A 21,973-nucleotide genomic window follows, 5' to 3' on the forward strand; every position below is an offset into this window, starting at 1 on the left:
TAAACCTTCTAATGTTCTTTTATACTATCAGTGTTAACGTTTAAGATTAACGACTTATTATTAGTGTCTAACGTCAAGCACTTCAACCAAGCTATAGAACTTTCATTAATACAAGATTTAGAGTATTTGACCCATGTATATATGTAAATTCTTTCGTAATCATTGAAATTAATAGAATCCTTTCTGGTAATGCATTTTGAATTTTCGAGTAATGTTTTCATGACCATTTCTCCATTGATTTTTTCATCAAATTTTCTAGTACCTATTTTGACATTATTGCAAATATCAGATTGAATGTCTTGAAAGCATCTTCCACCGTAGGATTCCAGATTGCAATCAATTAAATTAAAATTTTTATCTAGCACATATATATAACCAAAATCAAAATACTTCTTCAAGACAGGAAATGTTTCCTGATTCTTTGCAATAAGTATTTCGCCAAAGACGTCGTTTTGCCTAGCATAACTTATGATGCTTTCAATGGTTTCTTCTTTTGGTTCAGTCATGCCTAAAAAGTCTGCTTGTTTCCATTTATAAAAACTTACGAAAGCGATGACGATGAAGGCTATAAGGATACTATATTTATAAGATTTTTTCACATTTAATAGTTACGATTGGGTAGTAAGTAATCTATTCAAATATATATTAAACAAGAATCCGTTTTACAAATCTAAAACGGATTCTGAACTAGCAAATCTATAATTTTGCACTTTTCCGGAGTCCTTTGATAATTCCAATAACGGAAATTATTTCTAAAATCAGTCCAAGTCCTAGAATATAATTTGAATATTCGTAAGTGTTCTCAATTTTTAGGAGAGCACCAGTGATAACTAGTAACATACCAGCAATCAGTAAGGAGATAAATGTTTTCATATTATGTGTTTAATTTTCTGTTGTAAAAATACTCTCATGAAAAAAATATCGGTTACGGCAAAGCCGTAAAAAATGTTAATTGTTTTATGCTACGTATCCCAATCTTCTGCATTCTAAAACAATCTCTTCGTCCTTCCCGATTACTTTTAAATAATCCTTTATTCTCGATTTTCTTTTTTCTACGGCACTGGCTGATAATCCGAGTTTTTCAGCAATAGTGGCATTGCGAAAACCTTGAGAAAGTAAGGTGATGATTTGGCGGTCAATGGTATCAAAATAACCTTTGGTGATTATTTCTACTTTTAATGCTTCGCGCACAAGGGTGCTGTGATAGCTTTGATTGTTTAAGATGGATTGGACGCATTCTATTAAATTTTCGTCGTCAATTTCGCTTTTTATCATCATACCGTCGGGACGGCTTTTATAAATGACATCGTATATACTGAATTTCTCTGTAAGTGAGGTTAGTATTATAATTTTAGCGTTTTTATTGTTTTTGCGAATGAACGGTATTAAATCTTCTCCTAAAAATATCTTTTGTGCTTCAAAAGCAGGCATACTTCTGTCGAGAAAAACAAGGTCAAACGTTTGATGATTAGTAGCATCTGTAACGATTGTGTAGGCTTCTTGAAGAGACGTAGTAGTGGTAAAAACAAATGTTAAACCTTGGTCGTTGTTTTCTAAGATAGACTGATAGCCAAGTGCTGTAACCTTGTGGTCGTCAACAATTAAAATAGATTTAGGCATTTTGTTCGTATTTGTTGCACATAAAAGTAGTACACTAAAACGGAAGTTGCAAATTTATTTTGGTGCCTTTTTTTGGTGCCGTTTCGATAGAAAATGTACCTCCAGATTCTTCCGTTCGTTCTCGCATGTTTTTTAAACCTATCCCTTCTTTTTTTTGATTGGAGTCAAATCCAATACCGTCGTCTTTAATTTGAATCAAGAGTGATTGTTCTTTTTGTGCTATCGTAATCACCACTATTTTAGCCTTTGCATACTTGTCAATATTGTGTAAAGCTTCTTGAATGATTCGGTACAAATTGAGTTTAGCGATATATTTGATGTTTTCCCAAATAATTCCTTGCCCTATTTCCAAATCAAATTCAATATTTTGATGGTTTTTAATTTCGTTAAATAGGTTGTTGATTTCGTTTTCAATTCCATTAGCACTTGAAATAGTGTCTTTGTTTAAATCGTGTGACAATTTTCTCAGGTCATTTTCGATGACTTGTATCTCTTTTATGTATTCTAAACATCTTGCAATGGTTTCCGGGTCTGTTTTTTTCTTGAGGATATAGAGGTTCAATCGTATTCCTGACAATTTTCCCATAATCCCATCGTGTAATTCGCGGGAAATTCTTATTTTTTCGGTCTGTTTTCCTTCTTCAATTTTATCTTGTTGATGCAACAAGAGTTGGTACATTTTTTCGTCTTTGCGTTGTTGTTCTTGGATGAACAGCAATTCATTGTTTTGTAATTCTTGCTTTTCTTGAATTAGTTTAAGTTCGGTTATTTTTGCTTTGTTGGATTTGTTTTTAAACCATAAATATAAGGATAGAAGGAGAAGCAGTGCGAAGCCAATGGCAATAAGTAAGCGGGTGTTGAGCTTCTTGTTTTCTTTTTCAAATTGGTTTTTTTGAGTTGAGATTTCATCGGTTTCAAATTCTATTCGGGCAAACTTGTCGCGAGTGGCTCGTTCTACAGCAAGTAAACTATCGTTTAACTGAATGTAGCGTTCCGAATAGTAGTTGCTTTTAGATGGGTTGGATTTTGAGAGTAGTTTTAAAGTTATTAGTTCATCATCAAAAATTTGGTTTTTATGAGCTATTTCTTTTGCTTTCAGCAGATAGGTGTTTGCTTTTAAAGTGTCTTTATAAAAAAGATAGTATTCTCCCAACCGTAATTGACTTGTTACTTGAAGTGGTGCAAAATTAAGACTGTCACCAATTTTTAAATTTTCGGTATAAATTGATAAGGCTTTTTCTTTTTGAGTTTTATAGATTGATTTTCCTAAAGTGTTTTTCAAATAAGAGTAGACTCTAATGTTTTCACTTTTTAAATTATTGTTTGAAAGACCTTTGTTGATATATTCTATAGATTTGGTAATGTTGTTTTGTTTCTCATAAATTGTAGAAATATAAAAATATAACATTGAAGTATGAGAGTTTGCAAAAGCAACATTTTTAGTATTAACTACCTCTAAAGCTTTATTGTAATATTTTAATGCTTCATTATTTTTGTTTACACCTTCAAGTGAATTAGCAATTGTAACATAACAAGTGTGTTCTAGTTCTGGATTTTTTTTAATTTTTAAAATTTTTAATGCTTCTATAGAATATGATTGTGCTTCAAGATAGTTTTTTTGTGACCAAAGAATATCTGCTTTATATTGCAACAGATATTCAAGTAATTCCTTGGATTTTGTGTTTTTTGAAAGTTTTTCTGCAGAAGTGAGATAAAAATAAGCGCTATCAATCTGGTATATTTCTGAAAAATAATATCCTAAATTCATTCTTGAGTAAAGAATTCCTGAAGTATCAGAGCTAATGACGGCTTGCTTTTCTAAAGCGGAAGAAATTTTATAAAAACCGGCAATATCACCATTTAATATTTCGGAGTTAGCATCTTTTATTAATTGATTTCTTACTATAGTATCGTAGGCAATTTTATCAGGAACTTCAAGTCGAGATTTATTTTCAACTTGATTGTTACAACTAATTAGAAAAAGAAATAAAAAGAGGAAATTTTTATTCAAAGGTTATTGCTTTTTAATCCAAAAATAGGTAAAAATGTAGAGAAGCAATTTATAATACAAACTATTTCTCTACTTTCAGAATCATTTAAGGGATTTTTACAGGTGGGATAGTTCTTACAGGGGGTTCTCCCTCTACTGGAGGAATCGGGTCAACATTTTCCATCTCCAAAGTTGGTTCTATTTCAGGCAGTTCTTCCGCGGTACAAGAAGATAAAAAAGAAAGTAAAAGCAGTGACACGAGTATAAAAAGTAGATTTTTCATGATAGTAAATATTAAAATTAGACAAAGAATTGCTTTATAACTGCATTTGTATAAATGCGTTATGGTTTAAAAATAAATTTTAGGAATTCCGGGTAATTGTAATATTACATTGTAAAACTACTCTGAAATAGAGGTGGGGATTTACGGCTTTTTAGTAATTAATGTTAAAAAGTGTGGTGGAAAGAATATAGAGAAAAGAAAATGGAGAATAGATTTTTAGTAGTAATGTACTGGATTTCTGGTGGCAGGCTTGAAATATAATTGGGCACTATAAATTTATAATAATCCGAGAACAAAAAAAGCACCCGTCAAAACGGATGCTTATATTTCTTACTTATTTAAAGGTATGTTGCTTTTAAGCCAAACACATCGTTTCCTTCCTCAGCAACTTCCCATTGCCAGACTCCTTAAACTGTTTCACAAAATGAATTTCCTTAGGTTTTTCAAACTTATCCAAACCTTTAAAAATAGACTCGTCCACAACAAAAGGTTCTGATTCAATCAGTAAAACTACTTTCTCACCCAAATCAATATCAGGTTTTCCGCAAATCATAAACCGCGGACTGATTTTATCAACCAACTTTTCTTCCACCATTTCCGGATTGATTTTCACTCCACCCGAATTAATCACATTGTCAAGACGTCCCAGAAACTTAAACTGATTGCCATCGATAATTTCAATTAAATCATTGGTAACAATAGGTTCGTCAACTAATAAAGGGGCATGTATAATCAAGCAACTTCTATCGTCCGTTTCAATCGAAACATTCGGCATTAACCTGAAAGCATTTTCGCCTACTTTTTTAGCAGCAATGTGCGAAACCGTTTCAGTCATACCAAAGGTTTCATAACATTCTGTTTTTTTCAATTTAAGCAATTGCTTTTCGAGTTTCGCATTTATTTTTGCACCTCCTACGATTAGTTTCTTTATCAGATGTAAATCTTTCAACGAATTTTGAGCCTGAAGCGGCACCATCGCACAAAAGTCATAACAGCCTTCCAGTTTCTCTAACGGATGAAGCGACGGTTGCACAAAATCCATCTCGAGTCCCAAAATAAAACTGCGAACAAACATCATTTTTCCCGCCACATATTTCATTGGCAAACAATTTAAAATCTTGTTGCCGTATTGCAAGTCGAAAAATGCCCCAGACGCCAAGGCAGAATTCACCATCGATTGCTTAGCTACCCGAATCTTTTTCGGAATTCCGGTACTTCCCGAAGTATGCATTTCGATAAAAGGACTGTCGTCAAACCAATCCAGCAAAAATTCACCAACAGGTTTCTCAGAAGCATCACCTTCCTTAATGTAGCTGTATGCCACAATGTACAAGTCTTCTTTGGTCACAGAACGACCGTTTAATTTGAATTTAGGATTTATGTCAAGATAAGTAAGGTTGTCCATAATTTAGGAATTTATATGATTTGTAGTTGTGTTATAATCTAAAGGGCCAAAAAGTTTTTGTTTCCAATTTTTCCAACCGTATTTCTTACTAAAGATAAATAGTAGTATGGGAAAAACGATAAAAACGGGTAGAATTACATCATATCCCGCCGAAGGTTCTGCTACATCTTTAAAGATAGAATGGGTTTGAAACGCAGACCAATCCGAAGTTAATAGCAATGCTCCAATAAGATTATTTGCAGCGTGAAACCCCAAAGCGAGTTCTAAACCTTCGTCCATCAAAGTCAAAATTCCGAGAAAAAATCCCGTCCCGATGTAATAAATAAGAATAATGTAACCCATTTTTCCTACTTCAGGATTTGCAATGTGCATCAATCCAAAAGCTACAGAAGTAAATACAAACGGAAACCAGCGTGATTTAGTAGCTAATCCGAGCCCTTGCATCAAATACCCTCTGAAGAAATATTCCTCAAAACTCGTTTGTAACGGAATTAAAATAAGTGCCAATATCAGAAAGATAAAAAAGGGAACAGGCTTGAAATGGAACACATAATTTTCTGGAGTAGTATAATAAGCGAGTAAAGTTGTTACTACCACGAATGTTCCCCAAAGAAAAAACGAGAAGAACACACGCCGCCAATCTACTTTTTTTCGAGAAGTGGTCAAGCTCGTAAGGCTTTGGTCGTGTACAAATTTTACCCAAAAAAGCAATCCCAAACAAAATGCAGCCAAAGGACCCACTAGAACAATAAAGGTAACATTGACCCCAAAGTTCTCAATCATGTTGTGAATTAAAACTTCTGTATCAGTTCCTTGCGTGCCAAAATAGTTAAACAGCATTAACGCAAAAAAACACAACGGTAAAGGAAGATATAATAGTAAACTTGTTTTTTTATCCGCTAATTGATCGATGTACATTGTCAGTTTCTATTTTAGTTAAATTGTTAAGCACTAATTTACTTTAATTTCTCTAATGATTTCAGTTAATTTGTAAAAAAAAAATGATTCAAGTTTATCACAACAACCGTTGCGGCAAATCGCGAGAAGCAATTAAAATATTAGAAGCCTCAGGAAAAGAATTTAGAATAATCAAATATTTAGAGAATCCACCCACTTCTAACGAATTAGAAACACTTCTTGCGAAATTAAATTACTCTCCTTTAGAATTAGTGCGTCAAAACGAATCGCTTTGGAAAGAAAATTTTAAAGGAAAAAACCTCTCTAATAAAGAAATAATCAAGGCTTTGGTAGAAAACCCAATTTTAATTGAACGCCCCATCGCTATCTTTGAAGATAAAGCGATTGTAGCCCGTCCTCCTGAAAAATTGAATGATTTTATATAACGTTTGTTTAAGGTGCATTTAACAATTCATTGTGAAAACCGCCTTAAACCAAGCGGTATTTTTGCCGTCTAATATAAGAATTTTTAAATCCTCTTACATGCGACAGCTTTATTCCTTCCTTGTTTTATTTGCCTTGCTTTTTGCCAATCTAAGTTTTGCACAACAATCAGAACCTCAAAAAGTAAAAGTTTCGGGAAAAGTAATTGATAAAATTACAAGCCAACCTTTAGAATATACCACAATCACATTTGTAGAAGTTGGAAATCCCAGTGCGGTTTCGGGCGGAATTACAAACGCAAAAGGGGAGTTTGATTTTGATATTAAAACAGGCACCTACAATATAAAAATCGAATTTATTTCGTTTAAACCCGTTGAACTTAAAACCCGCACGATTGAATCGCAAGTAAATTTAGGTACTTTTTCGTTAGTGGAAGATGCCACATTGCTTCAAGCTGTTGAAATCAGAAAAGAAGAATCAACTGTCGAAATTAAATTGGATAAGAAAGTCTACAATGTAGGCCAAGACATGATGGTAAAAGGAGGAACAGTAAGTGATGTTCTTGACAATGTACCTTCGGTTTCTGTAGATGTGGAAGGAAATGTAAGTTTAAGAGGAAACGACAACGTTCGAATCTTAATTGACGGAAAACCGTCAGGCTTAGGTGGAATCAACATTGCTGAAGCGTTGAAATTAATTCCGGCGGAAACCATTGATAAGGTTGAGGTTATTACGAATCCATCTGCTCGATACGATGCCGAAGGTGGTGGAGGAATCATCAATATTGTACTTAAAAAAGGTAAAAATCTTGGTGTAAACGGAACGGTAACTACTACACTTGGAAACCCTGATAATTACGGAATTAATGGAACTGTAAATTTACGTTCAAAAAACTTTAATGTTTTTACAACTCAAGGTTACAGTTACCGTAAAGGACCAGGAAACTCGCGAACGGATACCGAATATTTAGATGCAAATGGTAACACGGATTACTACTTAAACGAACGTAGAACGAACGAACGTTTACGACAAGGATACAACGGAAATCTTGGTTTAGAATGGTACGTAACCCCTACGGCTTCTTGGACCAATACATTTGCTTACCGAAACAGTGATGGCGAAAACCCTGATAATGTCTTCCAATACCGATACGATGTTAATAAAGTTTTAAACTACACGACCAATAGGTTCAATGACCAAGCGAATGAAGACCATGACTTTGATTACTCCAGTAATTTCATTAAAAAATTCAAGACAGACGGTCACCAGTTGAGTATTGATGCGTCATATTCATTAAGCAGAGACGACGATGATTCTAATATTGCAATCAATGCGAACGATATTGCTAACAATACTTTTTTTACAAGCGAACAACGAACTGGAAGTTTGCAAAAACAAAAAAGAATGCTAATTCAAGCCGATTATGTATTGCCTATGGGTGATAACAATAGATTTGAAGCCGGTTTTAGACGAAATCTTACTGACTTAACTACTGATTATTCCGTTGAAAGTTTAGAAAGTGGCGTTTGGACAAACGATGCACTTTACTCTAATGTCTTGCAATATAGAGAAGAAGTAAATGCAGTGTATACTCAGTTTGGGTCTAAAATCAATAAGTTCTCTTATTTAGTAGGGTTGCGTTTTGAAGATTCAAACATTGAGGTCAACCAGTTTACACAAGCACTTTTCAATACAAAAAAATACAATAACTTGTTTCCAAGTGCATTTTTGACGTACGAATTAGATGATTTTGAAAACATTTCGTTGAGTTACAGCAAGCGTATTTCACGTCCACGTTCTCGATTTATTAATCCGTTTTCTAGCTTCTCAAGTGACATCAACCAGTTTCGTGGAAATCCAAACTTAGACCCATCGTTAACGGATGCTTACGATATTGGATACTTAAAAAAATGGAGTCAATTTACATTTAATACTTCCATGTATTTCAACAGAACGAAAGATGCAGTTCAGTTTGTGAGAAATACAGAAATTATTGACAACAAATCAGTATTGGTAACTTCGCCAATAAACGTAGGTTCTGAAGACCGTTACGGTTTTGAATTTACCCTGTCTTATAAAGCATTCAAATGGTGGAATCTTAACGGAAATTTCAACTTCTTTAGAAATCAAACCAAAGGAAATTATACGTTTGTGGATTTAAATAACAATTCAGAAACCATTGATTTTAGCAACACAGCATTATCTTTGTTTGCACGAATTACTTCAAAAGTATCGTTGCCATTAGGAATTGATTGGCAAACAAACGGAACTTATAATGCTCCACAAACTACAGCACAAGGAAGTTCAGAAGGTATTTTGAGTATGAATTTAGCGTTCAGTAAAGATATCTTGAAAGACAAAGGGACTCTAGCCTTAAACGTTAGTGATTTATTCAATTCAAGAAAAAGAATTACGGAAACCAATTTGCCTTCGCAAAATGCCTATTCAGAATATCAATGGCGTGAACGTCAAATTAACCTGTCATTCACCTACCGTTTTAACAGAAAGAAAAACGAGCGTGAACGTCCTAGAGGCGGAGATGGTGGCGAAGAAGGAGACTTTCAAGGTTAATCCATTTTAGGAATAAAATAGTGGTCCTATTGATAGGGCCCGCTTATGGTTTTCATAGGCGGGCCTTATTATTTGGTAGGCTCGCCTCGGTATTTGGTAGGCTCGCCTATGATTTTCGTAGGCGAGCCTACCTATTTTATAGGCTCGCCTATCTATTTCGTAGGCGAGCCTCGGTATTTAGTAGGTCAGCCTCACCGTTTAGTAGGTCGACTTAAGAATTTCACAGCGCTGCTTTTTTTATTACCAATTTTAGCAGCTTTTATACGCTCATTTATAATTATCGGATAACTTTGCTTTTCTAAAAATCCCCAATGAAATCTAACATACAGAAAGCAATTCACGCCACCTATCTCAGTATTTTCGGGAACTTATTTTTGGCTATAGCCAAAGGAATTACGGGTATTTTTGGAAATTCGTATGCCTTGGTTGCAGATGCCATCGAATCGCTAACCGATGTTTTTTCGTCTGCACTAGTATTGTTTGGTATCAAATATTCTTCCCGTCCAGCCGATTCTAATCATCCCTATGGTCACGGTCGAGCCGAAACTTTGGTTACGTTTTTAGTTGTGGGTTTTCTGCTAATTTCGGCAACACTCATTGCTTATCAAAGTATTATCAACATCCAAACGCCACATGAAATCCCTGAAAATTATACCTTAATTGTCTTAGCCGTCATCATTATTATTAAGGAAGTTTTCTATCGCATTATTTCAAAAAAAGGAGAGGAAACTAACAGTTCTTCTTTAAAAGCTGATGCTTGGCACCACCGGAGTGACGCGATAACTTCATTGATGGCTTTCATCGGGATTTCAATTGCAATATATATGGGTCCGGGTTACGAAACCGCCGATGATTGGGCAGCATTAATTGCTTCATTGTTTATCGTCTATAATGCTTATCTAATTTTCAGACCGGCTCTTGGTGAAATTCTCGACGAACATGTTTACGATGATTTAATTCTCGAAATTAGAGCAATTGCCGAGAAAGTTCCCGGTGTTGATGGTACTGAAAAATGCTTTGTAAGAAAAACCGGAATGACTTTTCTAGTCGATTTACATTTGCTAGTTGATGGAAATTTGTCCGTAACCGAAGGTCATGCAATTTCGCATACTGCTAAGGATACTTTGATGCTGGAACTCCCCGAATTATCTAATATTTTGATTCATATTGAGCCTTGGGAGGGTTAGGAAAGTTTGTTATAAACTGGTTTTTCTCCATTTATAAAGAAGATTTCTTTTTCTATTATCAATATCATCAATTTGAATACTTGTGATATCTTCTACTTTCAATATTGAGATACCTAAATCTTCTCCCATTTTCCCAACGCAAATCATTGAAAAATCAATTTCTGAAATTTCATTAATATAGCCTGTTGAGTATTCATCGTTATTGATTTGAATACTTATTATAATGTTTTTTTCTTCAAGAAATTGACGAATTATACTTAAGTAAAAATCTTCACTTTCATTGAAATTTAGTTTAATATTATTTGATTTATGTATCTCATCTGAATAATCAATTACAGGCTGCATCGCTTTGCTGTAGTCATCGTGATAATCTATGCGCTGAAAATCACTCAAAGGATGTAATATAATTCCATCATTTTTTCCATATTTTGTAAAATGTTGTATCGCAACATGTTCTTCTGAATATTCTGTAACATATCCAAACCAAAATGTTTCATCCCCATGTTTTGTGAATGACAAAAGCTCTTTTGTGGTTTTGGATTTTTCTAGTAGTTTAGTCAATAGATTCATTTTTAAATGCTTTTTACAGTACTTTGTAATATGTTTATTATTTTGAAATAAATGTAATTCTTTTTTTACAATTCATCAAAATTGTTGTTGATATTAAAGGTTTCTATTATTCTGTTATTAACAAAAAAGCTTCGAAATTTACTTCCGAAGCTTTTTATTTATTGAAATAGATTCAGTAAAATTAATTATTACCAGATTTTCACTCTATTTTCTGGAGCAATATACATTCCGTCCTTTTTAGTAATGTCAAATGCTTTATAAAAAGCATCCACATTTTGCAAAGGCACATAAGCTCTATAATTTCCTGGCGAATGTGGGTCTGTTTTCACTTGATTTTTAATGGCTTCATCACGTGCTTTTGTTCTCCAAATAGTTGCCCAAGAGATAAAGAAACGTTGATTTGGAGTAAATCCATCAATATTTGGTTCATTTGGATTTTCTTTCAAATACAATTGCAGTCCATCGTAAGCAGCGTTCACACCACCTAAATCACCAATGTTTTCACCTAATGTAAATTTTCCATCTACATAAGTTCCCGGTAACGGTTGCAAAGCACTGTATTGGTCGGCAAGCGCTCCACCTAAACCTGTAAATAATTTTAAATCTTCATCACTCCACCAGTTGATTAAGTTTCCATCTGCATTAAAACGGGAACCTGAATCATCAAAACCGTGAGAGATTTCGTGTCCTATTACGGCTCCAATTCCACCGTAATTTACGGCTTCATCTGCTTGGTAATTGTAAAACGGCGGCTGCAAAATAGCTGCTGGAAATACAATTTCGTTATACGAAGGATTGTAATACGCATTTACGGTTTGGGGCGACATGAACCATTCGTCTTTGTCTACCGGTTTGTCCAAATCATCAATGTTTTTCTTGAAACTCCATTCTGCAATAGCTTGCATGTTAGAGAAAAAAGTTCCGCCTTCTTTAGGATTCTTAATCGTTAAAGCTGAATAATCTTTCCATTTGTCAGGATAACCAATCTTGATTCTTGATTTGTGTAATTTTTCAACAGCACTCACCTTTGTCGCTTTGTTCATCCAAGGCAAGTTGTTAATCCGGTTTTCAAAAGCTAAAAACACGTTTTTAATCATTTTCTCCGCTTTCGCTTTCGCTTCAGCAGGGAATTTTTTCTCAACATATAATTTTCCTAAAGCTTCACCTGTAGCACCGTTTACCACTTGCAAAGCACGTTCATCACGAGGTCTTTGTTTGATAGCACCAGTTAAAGTCTTTCCGTAGAAATCAAAATTAGCTTCCTCAATTTCTGTAGATAATACAGAGGTAGCTGAATTTAAAAGCGTCCATCTCATGTAGGCTTTCCAATCTTCTACTTTGTTTTCTTTGAACATCGTTTCCAAAGCGGTCATGTACTTGGGTTGAGAAACAATCAAGGAGTCCATGTTTTTCAATCCTACACCATTCAAATAGTTGTTCCAGTTAATCGATGGTGTTAGTTTTTGCAATTCAGCAATCGACATTGGGTTGTACGTTTTTCTGCTATCACGACGTTCCACACGGTCTAATCGAGGTTGTGACATTTCAGTTTCTAATGCCAAAATCTTTACTGCATCTGTTTTCGCTTTTGCAGGTTTTTCACCAATATATTGCAACATTCGGGCAACGTGAGTTACATATTTTGCTCTTTTTTCCTTAGAATCTGCATCATCAGAAACATAATAATCACGGTCTGGAAGACCTACAGAACCTAAGCCAAGAGTTACAACATTTCGGTTGCTGTTTTTGGCATCCGCTCCAACATAAATTCCGAAGAAGCCTAAACCTCCAGTCGATTCCATTTCAGTTAGTAAAGCTTGTAAATCTTTTACCGTTTTTACTTTATTGATTTTAGCTAAATAGGGCTTTAACGGACTAACACCTTGCTTATTTCGCGTTACAGTGTCAAGAATGCTCAGGTATAAACCCACCGCTTTTCCTTGGTCGGTATTCGAAGTGTACTTAGGATTGGCAGCGGCTTCTTTCAAAATAGCCAAAGCATCATTATCGGTATTTTGACGCAGTTCGTCAAAACTTCCCCAACGCGTTCTGTCGCTTGGAATTTCGGTTTTCTTTAACCAGTCGCCGTTTACAAAGTTAAAAAAGTCATCCTGTGGACGAACCGATTTGTCCATTAAAGTGACATCGATTCCGGGCACATTTGCAGGCTTAGTTTGCCCTTGCATTTCAGAAAATCCCACTAAAACAGGAAGTACAAAAAGCAGTTTTTTGCTTAAATAATATTTCATTTGAATTTAAAATTTGATTGTCTAACAAAAATATCTTTTTCTATTTTAAAAAATGTTAATTTATGATTTAGATAACAGTTGTAAAGGAATAGACTTTGGTAGTTTTTGTATTTTTGCAACAAATTTCAATTATGATAAAATTACTTAAGCAATACAAGATTATTATTATCACTTTCATGGTTTTTTCTATCATAAGTATCGTTTTATTTATGAATGTTTTGACGCCAAAAAAACGTTTGCCCATTATGAATCCATCAGATGTAAATCCTGAATTAGTGGACAGTACAGTGCAACATGTTAGTAAATACCATACCATTGCTGATTTTTCGTTTACCAATCAAAACGGAAAGACGATTACGCAAAAAGATTATGAAGGTAAAATATATGTCGCCGACTTTTTCTTCACCACTTGTCAAACAATTTGTCCGCGAATGACTTCGAATATGGTTGAAATTCAGAAAGCAATTCTAAATAATCCAAAAGTGATGTTGCTTTCACATTCCGTTTTGCCTGATACGGATACTGTTCCTGTTTTAAAAGAATATGCTCTGAAAAATGGAGTAGTAGATTCTAAATGGAACTTGGTTACTGGTGACAAAAAGGAAATTTACGGAATTGCTCGAAAATCGTATTTAGCAGTGAAAACGGGTAGTCCTGAAGAATTGTATGATATGGTTCATACCGAAAATTTTATTTTAGTTGACTCAAAAAGACGTGTTCGTGGATTTTACGACGGTACGAAAACAGAAGATATCACAAGACTTATAGAGGATATTAATTGGTTATCAGAAAACGAAAATTAACGATTTATTAGAATTAAAATTTGTACTTTCGCAATCTAAATTTAATCTAAATAAGCTTTGCAAAAGTCAATAGCACAACTTCGAATAGGAGAGCACGCCATAATTACTGATTTTGACAGCAGTGTTATTCCTTTAAAACTAATTGAAATGGGTTGTTTGCCTGGAAATTCAGTGGTTTTAATTCAAAAAGCGCCTTTGGGTGACCCCTTATTTTTAAATATCAATGATAGTTTCTTAGCCATCCGAATTGAAATGGCGAAAGATATTTTTACTGAAACCACTGAAGACTAAAGTTCATGTCCCATCAAAATATAAAAGTTGCATTAATCGGTAATCCCAATACAGGGAAGACTTCGGTTTTTAATTTACTAACCGGTTTACACCAACAAGTAGGAAATTATCCCGGAATTACGGTTGAAAAAAAGATAGGTATTTGTAATTTACCGTTGGATTTCAAAGCAACTATTTTAGATTTACCAGGAACCTACAGTTTGAATGCTAGTTCACTTGATGAAAATGTAGTCATTGAACTGTTAATGAATAAAAACGACAAACTTTTCCCTGATGTTGCAATTGTAGTAACGGATGTTGAAAATTTGAAACGTAATTTGCTTCTTTTTACGCAAATAAAAGATTTAGAAATCCCTACGATTTTAGTCATCAATATGGCAGATCGTATGGAAGTAAAAGGAATTACACTTGATATTCCCTATCTGGAAGAAAAATTTAATACTAGAATTGCACTAATCAGTTCGCGAAAAAAAATTGGAATTGACAATCTGAAAATGATGATTGTTGAGTACAACCAGTTATCCACTCAACCTTGTTTGAACGCGTCTAGTATTGATGTCCCTTATTTTGATAGCTTACGGAAAGCGTTTCCAAATCAGTCTTTATACAAATTATGGTTGGTGATTACGCAAGATGTCAATTTTTCAAAATTGGACAAAAATGTAGTTGATACTAATAATTTTGCAAAACCAAATTCTGAGCTCAAGCGTTTGCAACAAAAGGAAACCATAAAAAGGTACCAGTTTATCAACGATGTTTTGAAAGTGGGACGTACGATTGATGTGGACAATGCTACTGATTTCCAAAGTAGATTGGACCGAATATTGACCCATAAAATTTGGGGTTACGTTATTTTCTTCGGCATATTATTACTTATTTTTCAATCCATTTTTGATTGGTCGAGTATCCCAATGGATTTTATCGATGAAACTTTTGCAAATTTTGCCGCTTTTGCATCCAATAATTTACCTGCTGGAGTTTTAACCGATTTAATTTCACAAGGAATCATCCCAGGAATTGGAGGTATCGTTATTTTCATTCCGCAAATTGCATTTTTGTTTCTCTTTATTTCTATTTTGGAAGAAAGTGGTTATATGAGTCGCGTTGTTTTCTTGATGGATAAAATCATGCGAAAATTTGGTTTAAGCGGAAAAAGTGTTGTGCCCTTAATTTCAGGAACCGCATGTGCAATTCCGGCAATTATGGCGACTCGAAATATAGAAAACTGGAAAGAACGACTGATTACAATTCTCGTCACACCTTTTACCACTTGTTCCGCACGATTACCAGTTTATACTATTTTGATAGCATTGGTGATTCCTAAAACGCGAATTTTTGGAATTTTCAACGCTCAGGGACTGACTTTAATGTTGCTTTATTTACTTGGTTTTGCAGCAGCAATCATATCCGCTTACATCTTAAATAAAATTCTGAAAGTAAAAGGCAAAACGTTTTTCGTCATTGAAATGCCGAATTATAAGTTGCCTATTTTTAAAAACGTAGTAATTAACGTCTTGGAAAAAACCAAAGCATTTGTCGCTGGAGCTGGGAAAATCATATTAGCCATTTCTATTGTTTTATGGTTTTTAGCCTCCTACGGTCCCGGCGAAGCGTTTAACAATGCTAAAAATATTGTAAAAGCAAATCCGAAATTTGAGAACCTCACGGGTCATGATTTAGAATCTGAAATTAATTCCTACAAACTAGAAAATTCTTACATCGGGATTATGGGACGCGGTATTGAACCTGCCATCCGTCCGTTGGGGTACGATTGGAAAATCGGAATTGCTTTAATCACATCTTTTGCAGCAAGAGAAGTTTTTGTTGGAACATTAGCCACGATTTACAGTGTGGGTGATGCCGATAATGAAGCAACTATTAAAAGTAAAATGGCATCTGAAGTAAATCCCACCACTGGAAAAAAGATTTTTGATTTGCCTACGGGAATTTCGCTCTTACTGTTTTATGCTTTTGCCATGCAATGTGCAAGTACTTTAGCAATTACAAAAAAGGAAACCAATACTTGGAAATGGCCGGTTATTCAGCTGTTTTTTATGAGCGGTTTGGCTTACGTTGTGGCTTTAATTGCATACCAAATTTTAAAATAATATGATTGATGTTCAGGAAATAATAGCTTTTGTAATCTTGTTTTTAGCCGTGCTTTTTCTGGCTAGAAAGTTTTTTTGGAATAAAAAAAACAAAGGTTGCGGGACAGATGATGAATGTAGCGGTTGTCATTAAACCAACTGCACAAATAAATTACTTGCGATTTTACTCGAAACAGTCAATTCCTGATTGTTCACTTTTAAAAGTAAGGATGAATCAAAATCTTCTTTAGAAAGCACTTCAATTGTAGAGCCTAATGCGATTTTCTGCTTGTCTAAATATTGTAAAAATTCAGTAGAAGTATCTTTCACACCCACACAAATTGTTTTTTTTGCGGTTCCAATTTCAGAAAGCAGCTGTTTTTCAATTTTAATTATATTTCCATTTGCATCCGGAATCGGGTCTCCATGTGGATCTTCCGTTGGGTTCCCTAAAAAAGTATCCAGTTTATTGATTAATTTTTCCGATTTAATATGTTCCAATTGTTCGGCAACATCATGCACTTCATCCCAAGAAAAATCTAATTTTTCAACTAAGAAAACTTCCCATAAACGGTGCTTTCTCACAATCATTTTTGCTGCTAATTTTCCATTTTCTGTTAAAGAAACACCTTGGTATTTTTTATAGTGTACCAAATCTTTTTCGGCTAATTTCTTCAACATATCGGTAACAGAAGACGCTTTTGTTTCCATTTTTTCAGCAATAGCATTGGTGCTAATACCTGTATCCAAAAATGTAGTGAGGTGATAAATTGTTTTAAGATAATTTTCTTCTGAAAAAGTCATTTGTTTTAAATTTTAGGATAAGCAAAAACCAAAGATAAATGAATTTGTTTTACGGTGTAGAAATTAAAAGTTTTAATTAAAACCAATTATAATATTGTATTAGCTAAAATAATTTTTAGATTTGTCTAAATTTTAATTTAGCAATTATGAAAATATCTATTTTTACATTTTTCTTACTTTGTTCTTCAGCAGTTTTTGGACAAGACAAAACTATTTCTGGAACTATTACATCAGACAACCGAACAATCGAATCTGTTACAATAACACTAAATAATAGTCAAAAAATGACTTCTAGCAATAATAAAGGTTATTACCAATTTACCAATTTATCTGCTGGAGTTTATGAAATTGTGGTTTCGGGTGTTGCTTATCAATCAGCCAAGAAGGAGATTGTTTTAAGCGAAGATTTGAATTACACTTTGAATTTTGACTTAACAAATTTTCAAAATGACTTGCAAGAAGTAGTGGTCACAGGAACAAAAACATTTAAAAGAAAAACCGACAGTCCAATTATCGTGGGCGTTTTAGACAGTAAAACCTTAGAAAATCTTCAAGTTTGCAATTTGTCAGAAGGATTAAAATTTCAACCAGGACTTCGTGTAGAAACGGATTGCCAGACGTGCAACTATCAACAATTGCGAATGAACGGTTTAGCAGGCGGTTATTCCCAAATTTTGATAAATGGAAGACCTATTTTTAGTCCGTTGATGGGATTGTACGGCATGGAACAATTACCGGTAAATATGATTGACCGAATCGAAGTTATTCGTGGAGGTGGAGGTTCACTTTACGGTTCGAGTGCGATTGGTGGAACTGTGAATGTCATTACCAAAATTCCAAGTCGAGATTCTTTTGAATTAAATTCAACCTACCACAATTTAGACGGAAAAAGTACTGATTATCAATTCAACGGTAATGCGACATTCGTTTCCGAAAAACGCGATGCTGGAGTTTCCTTATTTATGACGCATAGAGAACGCGATTTTTTTGATGCTAATAATGATAATTTTTCTGAAATTCCTTACATCGAAAACAATTCGCTTGGTGCAAATTTATTTTTTAAACCGACTGAAAATCAAAAGCTAGAAATTAGTCTTAGCAATATCAATGAATACCGTTTTGGAGGAGAAATGGTTGATAAACCCGCTTATCTAACACAACAATCGGAAGAACGAAAACACAAAATTTGGTTGGGAAGTTTGGATTACCAAATCAATTTTGACGATAAAAAATCATCTCTTATCGCTTTTGGAGCTTGGCAAAACACCGATAGAACCCATTATACTGGAATTATTCCTGATGAAAATCCCGCATTGCAGCATCATCTTGAAAATCCGCCGTATGGAGTTTCGGATACGCAAACGTTGCAAGGTGGTTTGCAATTCAATTATCGCGTGGACAATTTCTTGAAGGGAACCAATGTTTTTACACTGGGTTCGGAATATATTTCGGATAAAGTTTTCGATGAGATTCGTTCTTATAATTATGAAATTGACCAACATACCGAAAACGTAGGTTCTTTTGTCCAAAGTGATTGGGAAATTCTTCCAAGTGTAAGTTTGTTATCAGGCGTTCGGATGGACTTTCACAATTTGATTGACGACGTGGTTTTGAGTCCAAGATTGGCTTTGATGTACAAATTAAAGGAAACTACACAATTCAGACTGAGTTATGGAACTGGATTTCGTGCACCACAAGCATTTGATACCGATTTGCATATTGCTTTTGCCGGTGGAGGTGTTTCTCGAGTTATTTACGACCCAAATCTAATTGAAGAACGTTCAAAAAGCTGGAGTGCTTCTGTAAATTACGATAAAGCGACTGAAAAATTCATTGCCGGATTTACATTGGAAGGTTTTTATACGCATTTGAATGATGCTTTTGTTTTGGAAAATATCGATAGCGATGAATTTGGAGAAATTTTCGAAAAACAAAATGGAGACGGTGCCACCGTTCATGGAATCACATTAGAATTACGGGCAAATTACAATAGAAAAGTACAGTTTGAATCGGGTTTTACCGCACAAACGGCTCAATTTGACAAGGCGGTAACTTATATTGACGGCGTTGCACCAACAAGTGACTTTTTGAGAACACCCAATCAATATGGTTTTGCAAATTTGACGTTGAATGCTTCAGAACGCTTAAAAATTAATTTGAATTATGTATTTACGGGTTCGATGAAAATTGCCCATTTTGCTGGTGCTGTCAATCAAAATACAGATGAATTTATAAAGACAAAAAGTTTTTCAGAAGTAAATAGTAAAATTGCCTACAATATTCCTAATAAGAAATTTGACATGAATTTTGAAATTTACGGAGGTTTAAAAAACATCTTTAATCAATATCAATCTGATTTTGACATTGGTAAAAACCGAGACAGTAACTACGTTTATGGTCCGGCATTACCACGGACTATTTTTGTAGGATTAAAGATTAGTCGCGATTAGTTAAGACTTGTTTAATTTGATTTTTAGTTCAATAGGTGTACTTTTACGATGTTAAATATTTTCATGAAAAAGTACACCTTTATTTTTGCTGGAGCAGGATTATCGTCATTGATGACGGTTTATGAAATGATTCAATCCGGATCGTTTTCAGAACAAAAAATACTTTTAATAGATGCTAATTCGAAGATAACAAACGATAAAACGTGGAGTTTCTGGGAAAAAGAATCGGGTGATTTTGATGCTATTTTAGCTAAGAAATACGAAACGGCTAATTTTAAAAGCAGTCGTTATTCCCGAAAATTAGACTTGCAACCGTATATTTACAAAACGGTTCGTGCAGTGGATTTCTATAAAAAAATGTTTGAACTAATAAATCAACAACCGAATATTGAATTTCTAGAAGCGCAAATTTCAAATTTTTCAGAATCAGAAAAAGGAATTGTAGTTGAAACGAATCTTGGAGTTTTTCATGGAGAAAAATTATTCAACAGCCTTTACAATCCAAATTTAGTGCTTTCACAAACTAAATTTCCGCTGGTACAACAACATTTCATCGGCTGGTTTATAAAATCTAAAGAATCAGTTTTTACTCCTGAAACGGCAACTTTTATGGATTTTTCAATCCCGCAAAAAGATACAACTCGTTTCATGTATGTTTTACCCACTTCTTCCACCGAAGCTTTGCTGGAATACACGCTCTTTTCTCCAACTTTATTAAACAAAGAAGAATACGAAATTGGAATTAAAGATTACATTAAAAAATTGGGTATCTCAGAATATGAAATTGTGGAGAAAGAACACGGAAACATTCCCATGACTTGTTATCCTTTTTGGAAAGATAATACCCAAAACATACTGAACATAGGTTCTGCCGGAGGTTGGACAAAGGCAAGTACCGGCTATACTTTTAAAAACACGACCAAGAAATCAAAAGAAGTAGTTCGCTTTTTACAAAATCATTCCGACTTTAGAAAATTTCACCGAAAAGATAAATTTTGGTTCTACGATTTATTATTAATTCATATTTTGTTTCATAAAAATGAAATCGGTTCTTCTATATTTTCATCAATGTTTAGAAAGGTGAAAGCATCTTTAATCTTCAAATTTTTGGACGAAGAAACTTCACTAGGGCAGGATTTAAAGGTAATTTGGCAATGTCCGAAAATGCCATTTTTGAATGCCTTATTTTCTAGAATTTTCAAATAAATTGAATTAGACAAATGTTAAACTTACTAAAAAGTGATTTTTTTCTCAATGTTTAACCTTAGTTTTGTCCCATCAAATAAAAACAATGAACACGATTATCACAAATTTACATCATCATCATCTCACCATCCAGGCGAGTTAATGATGTATTGTATATACTTATAATTAAAAACCGTCTGAGTGTACTTAGACGGTTTTTTGTTTTTCAGCCTTCCGCAGTGCATTCAGATTTTATCCAAAATAAAAAATGAATACTTTAAAAATTGCGGTTCAAAAAAGTGGCCGATTAAGTGAAAAATCACTTCAACTTCTAGAAGAATGTGGTATCAAAATTTCTAACGGCGAAAGAAAATTAAAAGCCGTTGCTCAAAACTTTCCTATCGAAATTTTATTCCTGCGGGATGATGATATTCCTCAATATGTGGAGCAAGGTGTTGCCGATATTGGAGTTCTTGGCGAAAATGAAGTTTGGGAAAAGGATAAACAAGTCAATATTATTGAACAATTAGGTTTTGCAGGTTGCCGAATGTCGTTGGCAATTCCAAAAGATGAGATTTATACCGACTTAAATTATTTTCAAGGAAAACGCATTGCAACCAGTTATCCAAAAATTCTGAACAACTTTTTTGCTAAAAATAACATCTCTGTTTTAATCGAAGAAATTAGCGGAAGTGTCGAAATTGCTACAAGTATCGGACTCGCAGATGCCGTTTTTGATATCGTAAGTACAGGAAGTACGCTTTTAATGAACGGATTGAAAGAAGTGGAAACGGTTACTAAAAGTGAGGCAGTTTTAATTTCAAATAAAAATCTTTCGCAAGAAAATCAAGTTATTTTAGACAAATTATTGTTCCGAATTAAAGCCGTTCGAGAAGGAAAAAGGAACAAATATATTCTGTTAAATGCACCAAATTCAGCTATAGATGAAATTTGTTCGGTTTTACCTGGAATGAAATCCCCTACAATTTTACCACTTGTCGAAAAAGATTGGAGTAGTCTTCATTCAGTGATTCAAGAAGATGATTACTGGCAAATTATCGAGCAACTCAAGAATCTCGGTGCCGAAGGAATTTTGATTATTCCAATAGAAAAAATGATTCGCTAATTTAATTTCAA

Annotated in this window: 20 protein-coding genes; 10 read left to right on the plus strand and 10 right to left on the minus strand. The window is 34.1% G+C overall.

The window, feature by feature from the left end:
- Positions 1-8 precede the first annotated feature (8 nt).
- From ACQ5J2_RS04245 to ACQ5J2_RS04275, 7 genes are all read right to left on the minus strand, one after another.
- On the minus strand, positions 9-506 hold the full coding sequence (locus ACQ5J2_RS04245; protein WP_432672492.1) for a hypothetical protein: 498 nt from the start codon (positions 504-506) through the stop codon (positions 9-11).
- A gap of 190 nt (positions 507-696) precedes the next feature.
- The gene (locus tag ACQ5J2_RS04250) at positions 697-873 is read right to left on the minus strand and encodes a hypothetical protein (protein ID WP_432672493.1); all 177 of its coding nucleotides are present in this window, start codon (positions 871-873) and stop codon (positions 697-699) included.
- 84 nt (positions 874-957) lie between these two features.
- Positions 958-1,620, minus strand: a complete 663-nt coding sequence (locus ACQ5J2_RS04255) for a DNA-binding response regulator (RefSeq protein ID WP_432672494.1) — start codon at positions 1,618-1,620, stop codon at positions 958-960.
- A 34-nt stretch (positions 1,621-1,654) separates the two neighbouring features.
- Entirely contained in the window at positions 1,655-3,631 is a 1,977-nt protein-coding gene (locus ACQ5J2_RS04260) for an ATP-binding protein (protein ID WP_432672495.1), read from the minus strand.
- Positions 3,632-3,716: 85 nt separating this feature from the next.
- Complete coding sequence (locus ACQ5J2_RS04265) at positions 3,717-3,893, minus strand: hypothetical protein (RefSeq protein WP_432672496.1); 177 nt, start codon at positions 3,891-3,893, stop codon at positions 3,717-3,719.
- A 355-nt stretch (positions 3,894-4,248) separates the two neighbouring features.
- Positions 4,249-5,298, minus strand: a complete 1,050-nt coding sequence (locus tag ACQ5J2_RS04270; RefSeq protein ID WP_432672497.1) for an AMP-binding protein — start codon at positions 5,296-5,298, stop codon at positions 4,249-4,251.
- Between the two features lie 3 nt (positions 5,299-5,301).
- Entirely contained in the window at positions 5,302-6,216 is a 915-nt protein-coding gene (locus ACQ5J2_RS04275) for a CPBP family intramembrane glutamic endopeptidase (RefSeq protein WP_432672498.1), read from the minus strand.
- Between the two features lie 83 nt (positions 6,217-6,299).
- Between ACQ5J2_RS04275 and arsC the strand changes: the two genes are divergently transcribed.
- From arsC to ACQ5J2_RS04290, 3 genes are all read left to right on the plus strand, one after another.
- Positions 6,300-6,641 (plus strand): arsenate reductase (glutaredoxin), encoded by a 342-nt coding sequence (gene arsC, locus ACQ5J2_RS04280; RefSeq protein WP_432672499.1) that lies wholly within the window; start codon positions 6,300-6,302, stop codon positions 6,639-6,641.
- A 97-nt stretch (positions 6,642-6,738) separates the two neighbouring features.
- Positions 6,739-9,210 (plus strand): TonB-dependent receptor domain-containing protein, encoded by a 2,472-nt coding sequence (locus ACQ5J2_RS04285; protein WP_432672500.1) that lies wholly within the window; start codon positions 6,739-6,741, stop codon positions 9,208-9,210.
- Between the two features lie 311 nt (positions 9,211-9,521).
- Positions 9,522-10,397 (plus strand): cation diffusion facilitator family transporter, encoded by an 876-nt coding sequence (locus ACQ5J2_RS04290; RefSeq protein WP_432672501.1) that lies wholly within the window; start codon positions 9,522-9,524, stop codon positions 10,395-10,397.
- 9 nt (positions 10,398-10,406) lie between these two features.
- Here the strand turns inward: ACQ5J2_RS04290 and ACQ5J2_RS04295 are convergent, their stop codons facing one another.
- On the minus strand, positions 10,407-10,958 hold the full coding sequence (locus tag ACQ5J2_RS04295; RefSeq protein ID WP_432672502.1) for a hypothetical protein: 552 nt from the start codon (positions 10,956-10,958) through the stop codon (positions 10,407-10,409).
- A gap of 197 nt (positions 10,959-11,155) precedes the next feature.
- On the minus strand, positions 11,156-13,216 hold the full coding sequence (locus ACQ5J2_RS04300; protein ID WP_432672503.1) for a M13 family metallopeptidase: 2,061 nt from the start codon (positions 13,214-13,216) through the stop codon (positions 11,156-11,158).
- 131 nt (positions 13,217-13,347) lie between these two features.
- Here ACQ5J2_RS04300 and ACQ5J2_RS04305 point away from each other — a divergent pair, with 131 nt between their 5' ends.
- From ACQ5J2_RS04305 to ACQ5J2_RS04320, 4 genes are read left to right on the plus strand one after another with little or no spacing between them, the layout of a single operon-like run.
- Positions 13,348-14,019 (plus strand): SCO family protein, encoded by a 672-nt coding sequence (locus tag ACQ5J2_RS04305; protein ID WP_432672504.1) that lies wholly within the window; start codon positions 13,348-13,350, stop codon positions 14,017-14,019.
- Positions 14,020-14,076: 57 nt separating this feature from the next.
- A complete protein-coding gene (locus tag ACQ5J2_RS04310) occupies positions 14,077-14,310 on the plus strand; it encodes a FeoA family protein (protein WP_432672505.1) in 234 nt (77 codons plus the stop codon).
- Positions 14,311-14,315: 5 nt separating this feature from the next.
- Positions 14,316-16,418, plus strand: a complete 2,103-nt coding sequence (gene feoB / locus ACQ5J2_RS04315; RefSeq protein ID WP_432672506.1) for a ferrous iron transport protein B — start codon at positions 14,316-14,318, stop codon at positions 16,416-16,418.
- 1 nt (position 16,419) lies between these two features.
- A complete protein-coding gene (locus ACQ5J2_RS04320) occupies positions 16,420-16,551 on the plus strand; it encodes a FeoB-associated Cys-rich membrane protein (protein WP_432672507.1) in 132 nt (43 codons plus the stop codon).
- On the opposite strand, the gene ACQ5J2_RS04325 is transcribed toward ACQ5J2_RS04320, so the two are convergent.
- Entirely contained in the window at positions 16,548-17,201 is a 654-nt protein-coding gene (locus ACQ5J2_RS04325) for a metal-dependent transcriptional regulator (protein ID WP_432672508.1), read from the minus strand. The genes ACQ5J2_RS04320 and ACQ5J2_RS04325 overlap by 4 nt on opposite strands.
- Positions 17,202-17,347: 146 nt before the next feature.
- On the opposite strand from ACQ5J2_RS04325, the gene ACQ5J2_RS04330 reads away from it, so the two are divergent.
- The 3 genes from ACQ5J2_RS04330 (at position 17,348) to hisG (ending at position 21,962) form a co-directional block, all read left to right on the plus strand.
- Positions 17,348-19,651, plus strand: a complete 2,304-nt coding sequence (locus ACQ5J2_RS04330; protein WP_432672509.1) for a TonB-dependent receptor — start codon at positions 17,348-17,350, stop codon at positions 19,649-19,651.
- A 63-nt stretch (positions 19,652-19,714) separates the two neighbouring features.
- Positions 19,715-20,857: a lycopene cyclase family protein gene (locus ACQ5J2_RS04335; protein ID WP_432672510.1), complete on the plus strand. Its 1,143-nt coding sequence runs from the start codon at positions 19,715-19,717 to the stop codon at positions 20,855-20,857.
- 247 nt (positions 20,858-21,104) lie between these two features.
- On the plus strand, positions 21,105-21,962 hold the full coding sequence (gene hisG, locus ACQ5J2_RS04340; RefSeq protein WP_432672511.1) for an ATP phosphoribosyltransferase: 858 nt from the start codon (positions 21,105-21,107) through the stop codon (positions 21,960-21,962).
- Positions 21,963-21,973: the final 11 nt, after the last annotated feature.

It is taken from the genome of Flavobacterium sp. SM2513, assembly GCF_050908145.1.
Classification (GTDB): domain Bacteria; phylum Bacteroidota; class Bacteroidia; order Flavobacteriales; family Flavobacteriaceae; genus Flavobacterium.